12 protein-coding genes, 2 tRNA genes and 1 riboswitch are annotated in these 15350 nt (G+C 51.5%); of the genes, 13 read left to right on the top strand and 1 reads right to left on the bottom strand.

Going from position 1 to position 15350, the window contains the following annotated elements:
* Positions 1–146: 146 nt before the first annotated feature.
* Positions 147–644 carry a DUF4190 domain-containing protein gene (locus EV209_RS16130; RefSeq protein ID WP_130436473.1) on the bottom strand — a complete coding sequence of 166 codons (498 nt, stop codon included), beginning with the start codon at positions 642–644 and terminating at the stop codon, positions 147–149.
* 218 nt (positions 645–862) lie between these two features.
* Here EV209_RS16130 and EV209_RS16125 point away from each other — a divergent pair, with 218 nt between their 5' ends.
* From EV209_RS16125 to EV209_RS16065, 13 genes are all read left to right on the top strand, one after another.
* Positions 863–6211: a glycosyl hydrolase family 95 catalytic domain-containing protein gene (locus EV209_RS16125; protein ID WP_130436472.1), complete on the top strand. Its 5349-nt coding sequence runs from the start codon at positions 863–865 to the stop codon at positions 6209–6211.
* A 186-nt stretch (positions 6212–6397) separates the two neighbouring features.
* Positions 6398–8539 (top strand): Tex family protein, encoded by a 2142-nt coding sequence (locus EV209_RS16120; RefSeq protein ID WP_130436471.1) that lies wholly within the window; start codon positions 6398–6400, stop codon positions 8537–8539.
* A gap of 46 nt (positions 8540–8585) precedes the next feature.
* Positions 8586–8736, top strand: a riboswitch (FMN riboswitch).
* A gap of 176 nt (positions 8737–8912) precedes the next feature.
* A complete protein-coding gene (locus EV209_RS16115) occupies positions 8913–9644 on the top strand; it encodes an ECF transporter S component (RefSeq protein WP_130436470.1) in 732 nt (243 codons plus the stop codon).
* A gap of 40 nt (positions 9645–9684) precedes the next feature.
* A complete protein-coding gene (locus EV209_RS16110) occupies positions 9685–10266 on the top strand; it encodes a YcxB family protein (protein ID WP_165388962.1) in 582 nt (193 codons plus the stop codon).
* Positions 10267–10268: 2 nt separating this feature from the next.
* Positions 10269–10712, top strand: a complete 444-nt coding sequence (gene tsaE / locus EV209_RS16105) for a tRNA (adenosine(37)-N6)-threonylcarbamoyltransferase complex ATPase subunit type 1 TsaE (protein ID WP_130436468.1) — start codon at positions 10269–10271, stop codon at positions 10710–10712.
* Entirely contained in the window at positions 10709–11425 is a 717-nt protein-coding gene (gene tsaB, locus EV209_RS16100; RefSeq protein WP_130436467.1) for a tRNA (adenosine(37)-N6)-threonylcarbamoyltransferase complex dimerization subunit type 1 TsaB, read from the top strand. Before tsaE ends, tsaB begins: the two co-directional genes overlap by 4 nt.
* On the top strand, positions 11418–11867 hold the full coding sequence (gene rimI, locus EV209_RS16095) for a ribosomal protein S18-alanine N-acetyltransferase (protein WP_165388961.1): 450 nt from the start codon (positions 11418–11420) through the stop codon (positions 11865–11867). Before tsaB ends, rimI begins: the two co-directional genes overlap by 8 nt.
* 89 nt (positions 11868–11956) lie before the next feature.
* Positions 11957–12169, top strand: coding sequence for a hypothetical protein (locus EV209_RS16090; protein WP_130436465.1), 213 nt, complete (start codon positions 11957–11959; stop codon positions 12167–12169).
* A 15-nt stretch (positions 12170–12184) separates the two neighbouring features.
* Positions 12185–13099 carry a ribonuclease Z gene (locus EV209_RS16085; protein WP_130436464.1) on the top strand — a complete coding sequence of 305 codons (915 nt, stop codon included), beginning with the start codon at positions 12185–12187 and terminating at the stop codon, positions 13097–13099.
* A gap of 5 nt (positions 13100–13104) precedes the next feature.
* Positions 13105–14127, top strand: a complete 1023-nt coding sequence (gene tsaD / locus EV209_RS16080; protein WP_408609019.1) for a tRNA (adenosine(37)-N6)-threonylcarbamoyltransferase complex transferase subunit TsaD — start codon at positions 13105–13107, stop codon at positions 14125–14127.
* A complete protein-coding gene (gene ispD, locus EV209_RS16075) occupies positions 14127–14846 on the top strand; it encodes a 2-C-methyl-D-erythritol 4-phosphate cytidylyltransferase (protein ID WP_130436474.1) in 720 nt (239 codons plus the stop codon). Before tsaD ends, ispD begins: the two co-directional genes overlap by 1 nt.
* 157 nt (positions 14847–15003) lie before the next feature.
* Positions 15004–15089: transfer RNA gene (locus tag EV209_RS16070), tRNA-Ser, on the top strand.
* 48 nt (positions 15090–15137) lie between these two features.
* A tRNA-Ser gene (locus EV209_RS16065) sits at positions 15138–15226 on the top strand.
* The last annotated feature ends 124 nt before the right edge of the window (positions 15227–15350 follow it).

Below are 15350 nucleotides of genomic sequence, written 5' to 3'. Positions count from 1 at the left end.
TGGAACGCCATACTTTGAAGTTATGTTGAACCGCCGTATGCCGAACGGCATGTACGGTGGTGTGAGAGGGGGATTAAATTCCCCCTACTCGATTGTGTAATACTGTGATCCTCAGCATCAAAACTTTCCAAAGAGTTCTTTTTCGCTTAGCGATAAAACTCTGTTCCATAGATTTCCCGGAAGATTTCCTGAAATTCTGCCGTCTGAAAGACCTGAAAGGCAAAAATGATATATCCTACCGCCAGCACCATGCTGAGGATGGAGAGAATCAGTCCTGCGATGGCAAGGCCGTGCATTTTCTGATTCCTGCGGGAAAGGATTGCCAGCACAAGACCGGCCGCGCCCATGGGGATGGCTGAATAAATGCACCAGCAGGTGCAGAGCGAAAGAAGCCCCAAAACAAAAGAGGCGATGGCCATGCCGTTGGGGCCGGTTGGCTGCTGAGGTCCCTGCCCGTAGGGATTTTGTCCGTAAGGGTTCTGGCCATAAGGTCCTTGTCCGTAGGGATTTTGCTGTCCGTAAGGGTCCTGTCCGTACCCCGGCTGATCATAAGGATTCTGTCCGTAAGGGCCCTGCTGACCGCCGGGGCCGTCGTTTCTGCCCTGTTCCGGGTCCTGCTGCTCATAAAAATTATGGTTATCCATTATGTACTTACTCCTTTCTGATACTGCGAATATGTCTCAGTATATCATGCAGTGAAAAAAATGACAAGGTTTGGTTTTGGGGGAATAAATGATTCCACTTATCAGAAAAGAAGAAAGAGATATAATGAACTTGTATTACCGGGAATAGGCCGTGGAGCAGGACTGTCAGTCTGCGCAGCGTCGGTGTATTCTCAAAAATTAAAAGTGAGGGCAAGCATATGAAGGGGATGAAAAAAAGAGTATTGTACTTTTTGGCCGCTTTATCAATAGCGGTCACGTCAATACCCGGTACGCCTGTAAAGGCAGGAGGAAATGGAACGGTGGGCAGAGCGGGCGGAGGCGCGGAAAAACCGCTGAAGCTGCAATACCTGTCTCCGGCCAATAAAGGGACAGATGAAAGAAATAACTGGGAGCGTTGGGCGCTGCCTCTGGGGAACGGGCATATGGGCGCCATGGTCTTTGGCAGGACCGATACGGAGCGGGTTCAGCTGAATGAAAAAACGCTCTGGTCCGGCGGCACCGGAGGGGCAGATGACGAAGCGGGCGGAGAATATGAAAAACGCGATCCGCTAAGCGACGCCTTCGGAAATGTGGACGCTGCCGGAAGCGGGGCGATGGACGCCTACATAGATAAGCTGTTCTCAGACTATTACAGCGGATCGTCTGCGGCGAATAATCCCGCCCAGAGCGGAGCGCTGAAGATCCTTCCCAATAACCGTTCCGCATTGGGTGATTATCTGAACTTTGCGGAGATGTATCTGGATTTTGATCATCAGAATGCCGGCAATTACAGAAGAGAACTGGATTTAAGGACGGCCTTGTCAACAGTCTCCTATGATTCTGACGGCGTTCATTTTACGAGAGAAACATTCATCAATTACCCGGATAATGTGCTGGTCTATAAAGTGACCGCAGACAAAGCAGGGAGCATTGACCTGGTGCTGCGGCCGGAAATCGCGGATCTGGGGACCAAAAGCAGCGGATCTCATTCTAAAAAAGTGACAAGGGAAGGAACTGTCGTAGCAGACGAGTCTTCTCAGACTGTTACCATGCAGGGAACAGTGGTAAATAATGGCATGAACTTTGCCGGAAAATTTAAAGTAGTCAATGAAGGAGGAACAGTCACCGCGCAGAATCCGGCGGTCAGCGCTCACCCCAATTCAAAGGGTCAGCTGACTGTACAGGGGGCGGACAGCGTGCTGATCTATGTAACGCTGGCTACCAATTACAAAAATGAATATCCCAATTACAGGCAGGAAGCTCCGGACTATGCCATGACAAATGCGGCGGAGCGGTTAGAAAACGCTTCCGCAAAAGGATATGATGTTTTAAAGAAAGAGCATCTTGAAGACTATCAGAAACTTTTCTCCAGAGTGGAGTTGGATTTGGGAGGCTCCTATCAGGAAAATGAAGAGACAGACCAGCTCCTGGCCGCCTGGAAATCTGCTTCGTCATCAGGAGCGCAGAACCACTATCTGGAGGAACTGTATTTCCAGTATGGACGCTACCTGCTGATCGCAGCTTCCAGGGAGGATTCTCTGCCCAGCAACCTTCAGGGAATATGGAATGACCGTACATTTGCAGACTGGCAGTCAGACTACCACACCAATATCAACCTGCAGATGAATTACTGGCCTGCATTCACTACAAATCTGGCGGAAACAGGGATGTCCCTGGTGAATTATGTGGATTCGCTTCAGGAACCGGGAGCCGAGACAGCCAGAAAGTTATTTGGAACGGAGAACGCATGGATGGTCAACTGCAGCGCAAACGCGCTGGGCTTTACCGGAAATATTAATTCCAGCGCTTCTTTGGCCACTACTGCAAATGCATTTATTTTACAGAATGTCTATGACTACTATCAGTACACCCAGGATAAATCCACGCTGCAGAATCAGATTTACCCGATGATGAAAGGCGCGAGCAATTTCTTCCTGCAGACGCTGCAGAACGGACGAACGGATGCTGATTCGGACAAACTGTTTATGGTTCCTTCTTTTTCTTCTGAACATGGGCCCTGGACCGTGGGAGCCACTTTTGATCAGCAGCTGATCTACATTCTATTTGAAGAAACACTGGATGCAGCGGATGAACTGGGAATTCAGGATGATTTTACCAGTCAGCTGAAGGACGCCATGGAAAGGCTGTATCCCATGGTGCTTGGAGATGACGGCCAGATCAAGGAATGGCAGCAGGAAGGAAAATATAACCGGTATGCGGATAAACCGGGGCAGAAGATCGGGGATGACGCGCACCGCCATAATTCCCAGCTGATCGCGCTGCATCCGGGAAATCTGATAACCACTGAGACGCCGGAACTGATGGAAGCCGCAAAAACAACGCTGAAGCTTCGCGGAGACGGGGCCACCGGCTGGTCTATGGGCCAGAAATTCAATATGTGGGCAAGGCTTCAGGATGGCAACCACGCATATAATAATCTGTTTAAAAACCTGATGAAGAACGGCACAGCCACGAATTTATTCGACCTGCATCCGCCGTTCCAGATCGACGGCAATTATGGCGGAACGGCAGGGATCGCGGAGCTGCTGATGCAGAGCCATGCAGGATATGTTTCCATCCTTCCGGCCCTTCCGGACGAATTATCTTCCGGTTCTGTAAAAGGGCTGGTAGCGGAAGGCAATTTTGTCGTGGATATTGATTGGAATAATAAGAAAGTTTCAAATCTTCAGATTACGTCCAGAAGCGGAAACACACTTTCCCTGAAATGCGGAGTGATCGGCGAGGTGACGGACCTTACATCCGGCGCCCGGATCACAGAGATTTCCCAGGATTCCAATGGCGCTGTTTCGTTTGCCACAACGGCGGGGCACACTTACCAGATTGTCACGGGAGAGGCACAGGACCTCAGGGCTGCGGAAGCAGTTGTATCTGAGGTTCAGGCGCAGGGGATTGTTTCCTGTGAGTATACTACAGAAACAGGAAAAGAATTTGACGAAGCTTTTCTGGCCCTGAAGAGAATGACCGAGCAGAAGAATTACGTGGCGTCTGATGTGCAGAAAAGTATAGACCGCCTGTTGAATGCGGCGGAAGCGCTGCAGATGCGGGAGGGCGGCGCTTATCAGACGGCTGTGATTCTGCGTTTCCTGGAAAATGCAGCTGCTGTAGTGAATGAAGATGCAGAAAACCGGTGGCGCCAGAAGATTGAATATGACAGAGCTGATTTAATTGAGGAATTGGAGCAGGGTTCTTCTGATGCGGAGGCCATGCTGGCAAAAGCAGAGGCTTTGCTGAAAACCGGAAATGAGATTGCAGGGTACTCTGATTACAGAATTACGCTGTACGATTTGATCAAGAAGGCGAAATCAGTAGAACAGGGCGGCCGGGAAGACGAGCTGTGGAAAGAGTATCAGGAAGCAGTTGAGAAGGCAGCTGATGTGTTTGCTGATCCCGGCGCTTCGGAAGATAAGCTGAGAGAAGCGGGCGCGGCTTTAAAAGAAGTAATCAAAACAATAGAAAGTGTATACACCATTCTGGCATCCGCAGAAGGAGAAGGCGCTATCGACCCTTCCGGGGAAGTGACTGTGTTGGGAAAAGGCAGCCAGAAATTCACGGTGACTCCCGGGGAAAACAGCGAGATACTGGATGTGCTGGTGGACGGAAAATCTGTAGGGCCGGTCAGCGAGTACACGATTTCTGATATGAAGAAGGACATGACGGTTACAGCGATTTTCCAGAGCCGTGCGGGACAGGAAACAGCAGAAGAGATTTTGCTGGACAACGCCATTGCCCGGGCTGAAAAATTGCAGAAAGAGCATTATTCGGAAGCGAGCTGGGACGTGCTTCAGACGTCTCTGGAAGCTGCGAAAAACGTGGACCGGAACGACTCGGAAGAAATGAACCGCAGGGCTGAGGCACTGCTGGATGCAATGGACGCTCTGTATATTTGGGGTGAGGCGGTCCGCACAGAGGCGGAAAGCGGGGTGTATCCGGTAGAGAATTTCTCTTCTTCCACTGTTTATAATGATCCCCAGTATTGGGGCGATCAAGAACTGAACGGCCGGAAGGTTGTGGGCGGGTACCCTGAAAGCGGACCAAAAGCAGCCAGCGGTTCTGCCAGCAAAAACGGAGAGTGGTCTCTGCAGAAGTACGATAACGTTTCAGCAGGGGCGCAGGTGCTCTCAAAGACAGACCAATCCTGGGTGAAATTTGGATTTGAGGGGAACCGCGTCAGGTTTATCACAGAAAAAGCAGTGCAGGGCGCCAAAGTGGATGTATATATTGACGGCAGGCTGATCACTGCTCTGGATTGTTATACCAGCTCTTCCAGCGAGAACCCCAGAGGCGTGGTTGTATTTGACAGCCAGGATTATCCTGAAATAGACTGGGGAGGCAGCAGCGCCCATGAATTAAAATTAGTGGGCAATAAGCATGGCAGCTACAGCAATCCCATCTTCCGGGTAGACGCTTTTGACGAATATCCGGATCAAACTAAAGTTGCCGTCACAAAAGACCTGGCGAAACTGGTGGCAGAATACTCTGTTTTGGAAGAAGCGGAATATACTGCAGAAACCTGGTCTGCGTTTGCGGATACCCTTGAAAAAGCAAAAGGACTCCTGAACGCCGGAATTGCCGGGCAGGAGGAAGTCAATACGGCAGCGAAAGAGCTTCAGGATGCACAGGAGAAACTTCAGGCGGCAAACAAAGTGATTACAGCAGTCACGGAACTTATGCCTGTTACAGTTCCGCTGGAGACGACGGCGGATGAGCTGAGGAAAGCGCTTCAGGACAGCGTGGTAGTGACGGCGGGAGACGCGAAGGTCCGCGTGGAGGTCAGCTGGGATCTGAGCGGATTTGACGGCCGGAAAGCGGGAGAAATTGAACTCAAGGGTAATCTGGTGCTGCCGGAAGGATCAGAGATCAGCAATGAAAATAACATGACGGCATCAGTGACGGTGACGGTAGAGAAAGGAAAAGCTGTCATTACGCTGGGGAATTTGATACAGACAGAAGGAAGCGTAACTCCTGTTACAGCTGTGACAGAACCAGAGGGGCTGAAGGTAGCAATCCTTTATAACGGGGCTCCTGAACTTCCCGCGGATCCGGGCGAATACAGGGTGGAAGCTTCGGTTGCGGATGATAATTATGAAGGCAGCGCAATCGGCGTCCTGATTATTGAAAGCAGGCCTACAGAAGCTGAGAGCAGCGCGGAGGAGACAAACCCTCCGGAAACAGAGAGCAGCGCGGAAGAGACAGACCCTGCAGAAACAGAGAGCAGCGCGGAAGAGACAGACCCTGCAGAGACAGAGAGCAGTACAGAAGAGACAGACCCTGCAGAGACAGAGAGCAGTACAGAAGAGACAGACCCTGCAGAGACAGAGAGCAGTACGGAAGAGACAGATCCTGCAGAGACAGAGAGCAGCTCAGACGAAACAGACCCTGGGGAGTCTGCGGCCAGTACTGAGGAAAGCCAGATCACACCGCCCACTGGGGACGCCACAAACAATAAGCGGCCGGCAGCAGTGATGGTGATCGCGTTGATCGCATTGGCTGGCTCGGCTGCAGGAATGCAGATCGCCGGAAGAAAAAGAAAGACAGATAGAAAATAATTGAAAGAAATAGCGCTGAGAAATTGAGAAAAACCGGTAGCCTGTATCGATGAGTTTTATAACTGATACAGGAAACCGGTTTTTCTGCTTGATAAGCCTCTTCTTCAGCAGAAAAGATGACAGGAGCAGTTGTATCAGAAGGAAAAATTTGTTATACTGAAAAAATATCTGAAAGAAGGGGTAAAAATGAATATTATACAGGAATTATCGGAAGAGCTGCAAATTCGCCGGGAACAGGCGGAGGCAGTTGTAAAATTAATTGATGAAGGAAATACCATTCCTTTTATCGCTCGTTACAGAAAAGAAGCTCACGGAGGGCTGAACGATGAAGTGCTCCGCAGCCTGGAGGAGCGGCTGCGCTATCTTCGCGGTCTGGAAGAAAAAAAGGCCCAGGTTCTGGCTACTATTGAGGAAATGGGTTCACTCACGCCGGAACTGAAGGAGCAGATCGAAAAGGCCAGGACCCTTGTGGCGGTGGATGATTTGTACAGGCCTTACCGGCCAAAGAGAAGGACCAGAGCGTCCGCCGCAAAGGAAAAGGGGCTGGAACCCCTGGCAAATGTGCTGCGGCTGCAGCGGCTGACAGTATCTCCGCTGGAGGAGGCCTGGAAATATGTGGACCCGGAGAAAGGAGTGGCGTCAGCGGAAGACGCGCTGGCAGGCGCTATGGATATCCTGGCGGAACAGACCGCCGACGATGCGGAATACCGCGCCTATATCCGAAAGGCCACCAGAGAAGAGGGCCGCCTCTGCTCGGAAGCAAAAGACGATGCCGCCCAGACCGTCTATGAACAGTATTATCATTACGAAGAGCCGGTAAAAAAGGCGGCGGGGCACCGGGTTCTGGCCCTGAACCGGGGAGAAGCGGAGAAAGTGCTCACGGTCCGGGTGGAAGCGCCGGAAGAACGGATTCTGCAGTATTTAAAAAAGAAGGTCATTACCGGCAAAAATCCCCATACAGAGCCGATTTTGACGGAGATGCTGCAGGACAGCTATAAAAGGCTGATTGCGCCTGCTGTGGAGAGGGAAATCCGCAATGAGCTGACAGAGATGGCAGAGGACGGAGCGATCAGGGTATTCGGCAAGAATCTGGAACAGCTGCTGATGCAGCCGCCGGTGGCGGGGCAGGCGGTACTGGGCTGGGACCCTGCGTTCAGAACTGGCTGCAAACTGGCTGTGGTGGATTCCACAGGAAAAGTGCTGGATACGGTAGTGATCTATCCCACAGCGCCTCAGAATAAGGTCCGTGAGGCAAAAGCGACCCTGAAAAAGTTGATTCAAAAGTATCATGTTACACTGATTTCCGTGGGAAACGGAACAGCTTCCAGGGAATCGGAACAGATCATTGCCGAGTTCCTCCATGAGGAGAAGCTCCCGGTGCAATACGTAATCGTCAGCGAGGCCGGGGCCTCTGTCTATTCCGCCAGCAAGCTGGCCACAGAAGAATTTCCTCAATTTGACGTGGGACAGAGAAGCGCGGTATCCATTGCCCGCAGGATTCAGGACCCTCTGGCGGAGCTGGTGAAAATTGATCCCCGCTCCATTGGCGTGGGGCAGTATCAGCATGATATGAACCAGAAAAAACTGGGAGAAGCCCTGGGAAATGTGGTGGAAGACTGCGTGAACCGGGTGGGAGTGGATTTAAATACAGCGTCTGCTGCTCTGCTGGAATATATTTCCGGAATTTCAAAGGTTCTTGCGAAAAATATTGTGTCATACCGCGAGGAAAACGGTCGTTTTACCAACAGGAAACAGCTGCTGAAAGTATCCAAACTGGGCCCGAAAGCCTTTGAACAGTGCGCCGGGTTCCTGCGTATCTCCGGCGGGGACAATCCTCTGGATACGACTGCCGTGCATCCGGAGAGCTACCAGGCGGCGGCCGGGCTGCTGGAGTGGGCAGGATGCGGGCTTGAAGAATTGACAGCCGGAGGTGTAAAAGGGCTGAAAAAGCGGCTGAACAATTTGAAAAAACTGTCGGAAGATCTGGGGGTGGGCGAATTAACCCTGCAGGATATTATTGCGGAGCTGGAAAAACCCGCCAGGGATCCCCGGGATGAGATGCCCAGGCCGATCCTCCGCAGCGACGTGCTGGAAATGGAGGACTTGAAACCAGGGATGATTTTAAAGGGGACGGTGCGCAATGTCATTGACTTCGGCGCTTTTGTGGATATCGGAGTGCATCAGGACGGCCTGGTTCATATTTCTCAGATGACAGAACGTTTTATCAAGCATCCCCTGGAAGCGGTGAGCGTGGGAGACGTGGTGGACGTGAAGGTATTGTCGGTGGATGCCGCCCGCAAGAGAATCAGCCTTACCATGAAATTATAAGCTTGACAGTCTGGAAAATTGTGCTATAGTAAAAATGAAAAAATAAAAGGATCTTCGGGGCGGGGTGGAATTCCCCACCGGCGGTATAGTCCGCGACCCGCGCTTTTGCGCGGCTGATCCGGTGAGGCTGAAATGCTGATTCCGGAACCGACAGTGAGCAGGCATGGCCTGCGCAGTCTGGATGAGAGAAGATGTCGGCTTCTGCGCTGTGTGCAGAGGCAGCGTTGTGCATCTGCCATGGGCCCCGTGTCAAACTGACACGGGGAATTTTATTTTATAAGAATGTTTCTTATAGAATAAAACGGCTCCGCGGAAGAATACACTGCGGCCGAGACAGACTCCGGAACAGATCCTGGAAACAGGAGGATAAAAAATGAAGAAACTATGGGAAGACATTGGGAACAACGTAGAATTTTTACTGGTATCGGCATTGGTGATTGCGGTACTGTTCGGCCTGGCGGTGCTGGGGGAATGGTGGGTGAAAAAACGGAGCGGACAGGGACATAAGCAGGTTTCCCCGGTGAAGAGGATGGTGATATGCGCGATGATGGGCGCGATCGCAGGAATTCTTATGGTGTTTGAATTTCCGATTCCTTTTTTGGCGCCAAGTTTTTATCAGCTGGATTTCAGCGAGCTGCCGGCCCTGATCGCCGCTTTTGCCATGGGCCCGGTGGCCGGCGTGGCGGTAGAGGTGGTGAAGGTGCTTCTAAAGCTGCTGATCAAGGGGACCAGCACGGCTTTCGTAGGTGATTTGGCGAATCTGGTGATTGGGTGTTCCATGGTAATCCCGGCATCCCTGATCTACCAGTTCCGCCGGACCAGAAAGACAGCGGTGGTTTCTTTGACGGTAGGTACAGCGGTGATGACTGTTTTCGGGAGCATGTTCAATGCAGTTTATCTGCTTCCTACATTTGCGGTCATGTTCCAGTGGCCTCTGGATCAGATTATTGAAATGGGAGCGGCTGTCAATCCCGGCATTCACAGCCTGACTACTTTTGTAATGCTGGCCGTGGCGCCGGTGAACCTGCTGAAAGGGACGGCGGTATCTGTGCTGACCCTGCTGATTTATAAAAAAATCAGCGTTGTGTTAAGACTGTCCCGCTGATAAAAAACACCGGGCTATCCTGCAGTTTATGCAGTCCTTCTTGAAATTCCGGAACGGATATGGTACGATAGAGCAGAAATCATTGGGAAGGACGGAAAATGAAATGGCCAGGGAAATTAAAGTATCTGTGGAGATCACCGCAAAGGATATGTTCCGCTTTATGATGTATCACCAGTATACCTCTATGACCGGAATCATCTATATTATAATCGGCATGATGTCGCTGGGAATGATGTTTTACGCAATGTTTAACATGACTGCTCTGTACACTGTGGTGATGGCTCTGGTTTTTTTTATGTGTATTATTTACCAGCCCATCGGCCTTTATCTGAAGGCGGCCCAGCAGGTGAAGAATAATGAAGCGTTCAGCCGCCCCATCACCTATACCTTCAGGGATTGGGACATCGAGGTGCGGCAGGGTGACAGCCACGGCGAGCTGCCCTGGGACGAGATCACAAAAGCAATTGTGACCAAGGACATGCTGCTGATTTATAATGGTAAGGTCCGGGCTAATCTGCTGCCGCTCTCTCAGCTGGGAGAGGACAGGGACGCGGTGCTGGCGAGAGTTCAGGAGAAAGTTAAGAACAGGAGAGTCCGCGGCACCGGAAAAGGCAGGAAGTAATCATGAAAGAATATGAAACTTATTCGCCGGATGAGACATTTGCTCTGGGCAGACGGCTGGGGGAGCAGGCGGAATCCGGCGGGATTTACTGCCTGGACGGAGATCTGGGCGTGGGAAAAACAGTTTTTACCCAGGGATTTGCCAGGGGGCTTGGGATCAGTGAACCGGTATGCAGCCCCACTTTCACCATTGTGCAGGAGTACGATGGGGGCAGGCTGAAATTAAACCATTTTGACGTTTACCGCATTGCGGACCCGGAGGAGTTAGAAGAGATCGGTTACGAGGAATACTTTTTCGGGGACGGGGTGTGCCTGGTGGAATGGGCGCAGCTGGTTCCGGAGCTGATCCCGGAGGATGCGGTCCATATTTTAATAGAGAAGGCTCCTGAAAAGGGGTTTGACTACCGCCGTGTGCGCATTGGCGGAAAAGAGGAGATGCGGACATGAAAATTTTGGCTATAGAAAGCGCTGCTTCCACCGCGTCGGTGGCGCTGTGGTCCGAAGGCATTATCGAAGCGGAATTTACGGTGGATTTTCAGAAAACACATTCCCAGACGCTTCTGCCCATGATCGACGGGATGATGAAAATGGTACAGGCTGACCGCCGGGATCTGGCTGCAGTGGCAGTATCCTCGGGCCCTGGTTCTTTTACGGGACTGAGAATCGGAGCGGCCACCGCAAAAGGAATCTGCCAGGCGCTGAATATCCCGCTGATTCCGGTATCCACGCTGGAAGGCATGGCGTTTCAGTGCTTTGATGCAGCTTCCTGTGTCTGTCCCATGATGGACGCCAGAAGAAAGCAGGTCTATACAGGCCTGTATCATTTTGAAGCGGGGGAGCTGGTAACAGTGATCGAACCCTGTGCTCTGGGGATTGAAGAACTGGCTGAAAAGCTTTTGGCCATTGATATGCCGGTTTTATTTCTGGGGGATGCGGCGCCGCTGCATCAGGAATATCTGAAGGAGACTCTGCGGGTTCCTGTTTTGTTCGCCCCCGCCCATGCGGCCAGACAGCGGGCCGGCGCGCTGGCGGCCAGAGCCGTTTTGCTGATGGAAGAAGGGCGCGCGGTTAATGCGGAGGAATTTGCGCCGGAGTACCTGCGCCCCTCACAGGCAGAGCGGGTCCGTGCGGAAAAGGAAGCGGCAGAGCGGGATGGCTGAATTGGTAATTCGAAAAATGCGTCTGGAGGACGTGCCTCAGGTTGCGTGTCTGGAAAAAGAAGCTTTTTCCCGGCCCTGGTCAGCCCAGGCACTGAAGGAAAGCCTGGTCAGGCCGGAATATGTGTTTTTGACAGCGGTTGAACAAGAAAAGGTGATCGGCTATTGCGGCGCCCAGGCAGTGCTGGGAGAAGCAGATATCACAAATATCGCTGTTTTTCAGGCGCGCAGGGGGGAGGGCGCAGGAGCAAAACTTCTGGATGCGCTGGTGGAGAAACTGAAAGAACGCGGCGTTCTGCTTATTCACCTGGAGGTACGGGCGGGCAATCACAGAGCCATAGGACTCTATCGGAGCCGCGGGTTTCGGGAAGCCGGGCTCCGGAAGAATTTTTATTCATGTCCGAAAGAAGACGGGGTTTTAATGACATTGAAAATCCATTTATAATAGTTGAGAAGAATTACCATTGCATTTACATAATGTCTTCATGTAAAATTTAATTGCAGCATCTGACAGACACAAAACAGGAGGACAAGATGGTAGTAAGATGCAATGGATGCGGGAAACCCCTGGCTCACCGCAATGGCATGCCCAGGGAAGATGCGCTTTATGTGACGAAGGAATGGGGCTATTTTTCAGGACGTGACGGAGAACTGCACCGTTTCTGCCTGTGCCAGTCCTGCTATGAAAAAATGCTCAGGCAGTTTCAAATTCCGGTTCAAGTGGAGGAATTGGCCGAGCTGATGTAAATTTGGAGGTTTGTGATGTTAGATGTTTGTTTGCTCGGAACTGGCGGCATGATGCCGCTGCCTTACAGGTGGCTGACTTCCCTGATGCTCCGGCTCAATGGCAGCAGCCTGATGATCGACTGCGGGGAAGGGACTCAGATTGCAGTGAAAGAAAAGGGCTGGAGTTTTAAGCCTGTGGATGTGCTGTGTATTACCCATTTCCACGCGGATCATATCAGCGGGCTGCCGGGACTTTTGCTGACCATGGGGAATGCCGAGCGGACAGAACCTCTGACCATTATCGGGCCGAAGGGGGTAGAACGGATTGTGGGGGCGCTCAGGATGATCGCCCCTGAACTGCCTTTTCCTATCCGATTTGTGGAGCTGACAGAACAGATCCAGCAGATTTCGCTCTGCGGATATGAAATCACGGCTTTTCGCGTGAACCACAATGTAATCTGCTATGGCTATACGGTTTCTGTACCCCGGGTGGGGAGATTTTCTGTGGACCGGGCGAGAGAACAGGAAATTCCAATGAAATTCTGGAACCGTCTGCAGAAGGGAGAAGTCATTGAAGAAGACGGCAGAGTGCTGACGCCGGATATGGTGCTGGGGGCGGACAGGAAAGGCCTGAAGGTGACATATTGTACTGATACCAGGCCTGTGCCGGTAATTGCAGAGCAGGCGGAGGGGGCTGACCTGTTTATCTGCGAGGGGATGTACGGAGAGCCCGGAAAAGAAGGGAAAGCCAGAGAATATAAGCATATGACCATGTATGAAGCGGCCAAACTGGCCAGGCAGGCAAAGCCGGAGAGAATGTGGCTGACTCATTTCAGCCCTTCCCTCAACAGGCCGGAGGAATTCATGGGAGAAGTCCGCAAAATTTTCCCTTCTGCTGTAGCGGGAAAAGACGGAATGAGCCTGGAGCTGGAATTTGAAGAGGATGAATGAAGAGCATGGAAAAAGATATTTATATATTGGCGATTGAAAGCTCCTGCGACGAGACTGCCGCATCGGTGGTGAAAAACGGCAGAAAGGTCCTGTCCAATGTGATTTCTTCCCAGATCGCGCTGCATACGCAGTATGGCGGGGTAGTGCCGGAGCTGGCTTCCAGAAAGCATATTGAGAAAATTAATCAGGTCATTTCCTGCGCGCTTCTGGAAGCAGGGATGGGGCTGGAAGATATGGACGCTGTGGGAGTTACTTATGGTCCCGGTCTTGTGGGAGCCCTTCTTGTGGGAGTCGCTCAGGCCAAGTCTCTGGCCTGGGCCGCGGACAAGCCGCTGGTGGGTGTTCATCATATTGAAGGACATATATGCGCTAATTTTATCACGCATCCCGAGCTGGAACCTCCTTTTGTATGTCTGGTGGTTTCCGGTGGGCATACCCACCTGGTGGTAGTGAAAGATTATGGAGAGTTTGATATTTTGGGAAGAACCAGGGACGACGCTGCAGGAGAGGCGTTTGATAAAGTAGCCAGGGCCATAGGGCTGGGCTATCCCGGGGGACCGAAAGTGGACGCGCTGGCGAAATCCGGCGATCCTCATGCCATCCGGTTCCCAAGAGCCAGGATCGAAGGCTGCCCTTATGATTTCAGCTTCAGCGGTTTGAAATCAGCTGTCTTAAATTATTTAAATCATGCTAAAATGTCCGGAGAAACAGTGAATTCGGCTGATCTTGCCGCTTCATTCCAGAATGCGGTGGTAGACATGCTGGTGAGCAGGGCCGTGGCAGCTGCAGAAGAGCAGGGATATGGGAAACTGGCCCTTGCCGGCGGGGTTTCAGCCAACAGCGCGATCCGCAGAGGTATGGAAGAGGCCTGCGGGAAGGCCGGGCTGAAGCTATATTATCCGGAACCAGTCTATTGTACGGATAATGCGGCAATGATTGGTTCAGCCGCATATTATGAATTCCGCAGAGGAGCCAGGAGCGGATGGGATCTGAACGCGGTTCCGAATTTGAAATTAGGAGAGCGGTGATGGGGCGGAAAATCGGTGCGGTAGTGCTGGCGGCGGGGAAAGGCAGCAGAATGGGGGCGGAGATCCCCAAGCAATATCTGACGGTTGGGGGAAAGCCCTTGATTTATTATGCTCTGAGGGCTTTTGAATCCACAGCAGACGAAATCGTGCTGGTCACAGGAACGGATGAAGTTTCCTATTGTAAAGAGGAAATCATAGAAAGATATGGATTCCGGAAGGTGAGCCGTGTGGTGGCGGGAGGAGCTGAACGCTATGACTCAGTTTACTGCGGACTTTGCGCATTGGGAGAGTGTGAAATTATTTTAATTCACGACGGAGCCAGGCCCTGTGTCACAGAAGAAGTGATTGAAAGGGCAATTGCTGGGGCGGAGAAATACCGGGCCTGCGTGGTGGGAATGCCGGTGAAAGATACCATAAAAGTAGCGGATAAAAAAGGCTTTGCGGCCTGTACGCCGGACAGGAGCAGTTTGTGGATGATTCAGACGCCTCAGGGGTTTGAAGGAAAGCTGATCCGGGAAGCATATAATAAGATGAAACAGGAACAGCCGCTTAGGCCAGGGATCACAGATGACGCTATGGTAGTGGAAACCTTTACCGGGTGTTCGGTGAAGCTGCTTGAAGGCGATTACCGCAACATCAAAGTGACTACGCCGGAGGATCTGCCGGTCGCGGAATGTTACCTGTCAGGAACCGTAGAAACCTGCCGAAAAAAAAGTTAAAAAAATGAAAAAAAAGGTATTGACAGATTTGTCCGGATTTGTTAATATTATGAAGTCGCTCACAGGAACGACAGCGAGTTTGAAAAAAACTCAAAAAAATTAAAAAAACTGCTTGACAAGATTGAGTAAATGTTATAGAATGTTTAGGCACTGTTATGGAGAGGTGTCCGAGTGGTTTAAGGAGCCGGTCTTGAAAACCGGTGACTCCGTAAGGGGCCGTGGGTTCGAATCCCACCTTCTCCGCTCGATATAAAACATTTTTATATTGAAAGCAATGGTCAGCTAACATTTGGAGAAGTACCCAAGTGGCTGAAGGGGCTCCCCTGGAAAGGGAGTAGGTCGTTAGTAGCGGCACGAGGGTTCAAATCCCTCCTTCTCCGTAGGTCTTCTGCTCAGAGCAGTTGACCGCGAACCTTGATAACTGAACAATAAGACAACCCTGAAAATTCTTAAAGAAGTCAGCGTGAGACAATCACGCGGCTGAATTGAGACATTCAGAACAGA

This window comes from Cuneatibacter caecimuris (genome assembly GCF_004216775.1).
GTDB classification, from domain to species: Bacteria; Bacillota; Clostridia; order Lachnospirales; family Lachnospiraceae; genus Cuneatibacter; species Cuneatibacter caecimuris.
Note: the sequence above shows the minus strand (reverse complement) of the source record. Positions and strands in the feature narration are given on the sequence as shown.